We start from the raw sequence: 2,128 nt of genomic DNA, 5'->3' as shown, positions 1-2,128 counted from the left end.
CGGGGGCGCGGCGCACCTGGCGGGGGGGCGGGGTCCCCGCCGACCCGGACGCGTGGCTGTCGACGGTGGCCCGTAACCGGGTGCGCGATGTCGTGACCGGCGCGGCCGCGCGGCGCACCGTCGCGCTCGACCCGCAGCACCACGATCCCGGCCTGCTCGACCGGATCGAGCCGGGCACGCTGGAGGACCGCAGACTCGAGTTGATGTTCGTGTGCGCGCACCCGGCCGTCGACCCCGCCGCGCGCACCCCGCTCATGCTCAACACTCTGCTCGGCTGCACGGCCGAACAGATCGCCGGTGCCTTCGCTGTGCCCAAGTCCACCATGGCCGCCCGGCTGACCAGGGCGAAGAAGCGGATTCGGCAGGCGCGCATTCCGTTTCGCGTGCCCGACCGGGCGGAGCTCCCGGCCCGCATCGACGCCGTGCTGGAGGCCGTCTACGGCGCCTTCGCCATCGACTGGCACACCACCGGCCGTGAACCGCGCGAATCCCTCGCCGGCGAGGCGCTGTATCTGGCGGAGGTGCTCACCGAGGTGCTGCCCGACGATCCTGAAGCGCACGGGCTGGCGGCGCTGATCGAGCTGTGCACGGCTCGCGCGCCGGCCCGGCGCGACGCCGAGGGGCGCTATGTGCCGCTGGAACAGCAGGACCGAGCAGTGTGGGACGCCGAGCTGATCGCGCGCGGACACGAGCACCTGCGCCGTGCGCACTTGTTCGCGACGCTCGGCCGGTATCAGTTGGAAGCGGCCATCCAGGCGGCCGAAGGGGCGGACGCCGACCCGGCGGTCCTGCTGGACATCCATCGCGCCCTGCACCGGCTGGCCCCCACCCTCGGCAGCGCCACCTCGCTCGCCGCCGCCGTCGCCCGCGTGGACGGGCCCGCCGCGGGGCTGGCCGTACTGGACCTGGAGGTGGGCGAGCAGGCGTTCCAGCCTGCCTGGGCGACGCGGGCGCATCTGTGCGCGGCGCTCGGCAGGAACGAAGAGGCGCACGCGGCCTACACGCGCGCGATCGACCTCTCGCACGGCGCCGCGGAGCGCGGGTTCCTGGCCGAAGCCAGGGATGCGCTCAGGCGCTGACGTGGGCGGTGCGGGGCAGGCAGGCGGTCACGACCACGAGCCGGCTCGCGATCCGGCCGCGGCTGCGGGGCGTGCGAGAGCCGACCGTGTCAGGGCATGCCGGGCATCATCGGCCCGCCCGGCATCATCGGGCCGCCGGGCGCGACCGGACCGCCCGGCTGACCCGGCAGCGCCGGGTCCACCGGCCCCATCGGCCCGAACCCGTCCGGCCCGTGCGGGCTGCCGGTGCCGCTGGCACACCATTCGGACCAGCCGGTGGAACCGTCGCTCCACATTGCCAGGCCGTTGTCGAGGCAGCGCACGACGTACGGGCCGGTGTCGGGTGGGGGCGGCACCTGGCGCGCCTGGTGGACGAGTCCCGCATCGGCGGCGGGGGCCGGTGCGGCGAGCGCGCCCGCGCCGGGGAGGATCAGCAGGGCCGCGCATGCCGAAGCCGTGGTGAATCCGAGGTGACGACAGCGCATAGCTGCCTCCTGATCTGAGTTGTCAGCTTTGGATGTTCCTGTCTCCCGGGAACCAAGGCTAACGCCGGAGCTCACCGGTCGAACCGGTCCGCAATCAGATAGCTACCTCCGTTGGTCTTGCTTCACCCGGTCGTTATCGGCGGTCGCCCGGTGCTCGGAGACCTGCACGCGGGCCTCGTCTCCCGTGGTTGCCCGTGTAGCGGCCGGGAGGGCGCCGAGGCGGACACGCGCGACGGTCGAATCTACCGATACAGCCAGTCAATCCCCGGTCGCGTCGGCGACAGAGAGCACTCGCTGCAGGACCCTGTTGCTCGTCCGACAACAACTGAAACCGCGTCACTCGAACACCTCGCACGCAACGATTCACATATTTGTCAGACACGCCCTAGTCTGGCACCCTGTGTTGAGCGAATATGGATGAAATCTGCTGCAGTAACCTATGTCTGAATCGCCCCGGCGGGTCGGGAGACTTCACTTCTTGAGGAAGGATGAAGTCTGTGAGTTCGAGGAAGTACCCGCCGGAGTTGCGTGAGCGGGCCGTGCGGATGGTCGCCGAGGTCCGGGACCAGTACGAGTCGGAATGGG

2 protein-coding genes are annotated in these 2,128 nt (G+C 71.3%); one reads left to right on the top strand and one right to left on the bottom strand.

Annotation, left to right across the window (positions count from 1 at the left end; translation table 11 throughout):
* Positions 1–1,079 (top strand): RNA polymerase sigma factor (locus QH283_RS11015; RefSeq protein WP_280502919.1); only part of this gene is annotated, 1,079 nt, incomplete at its 5' end.
* A gap of 89 nt (positions 1,080–1,168) precedes the next feature.
* Here the strand turns inward: QH283_RS11015 and QH283_RS11010 are convergent.
* On the bottom strand, positions 1,169–1,543 hold the full coding sequence (locus tag QH283_RS11010) for a hypothetical protein (protein ID WP_280502918.1): 375 nt from the start codon (positions 1,541–1,543) through the stop codon (positions 1,169–1,171).
* Between the last annotated feature and the right edge of the window lie 585 nt (positions 1,544–2,128).

It is taken from the genome of Nocardia farcinica (genome assembly GCF_029867845.1).
In the GTDB taxonomy this organism is placed as follows: Bacteria; Actinomycetota; Actinomycetes; order Mycobacteriales; family Mycobacteriaceae; genus Nocardia; species Nocardia farcinica_A.
Note: the sequence above shows the minus strand (reverse complement) of the source record. Positions and strands in the feature narration are given on the sequence as shown.

Excerpts from the sequence above, each read along its gene's own strand:
- QH283_RS11010 (WP_280502918.1), bottom strand. The coding sequence starts at position 1,543 with ATGCGCTGTCGTCACCTCGGATTCACCACGGCTTCGGCATGCGCGGCC.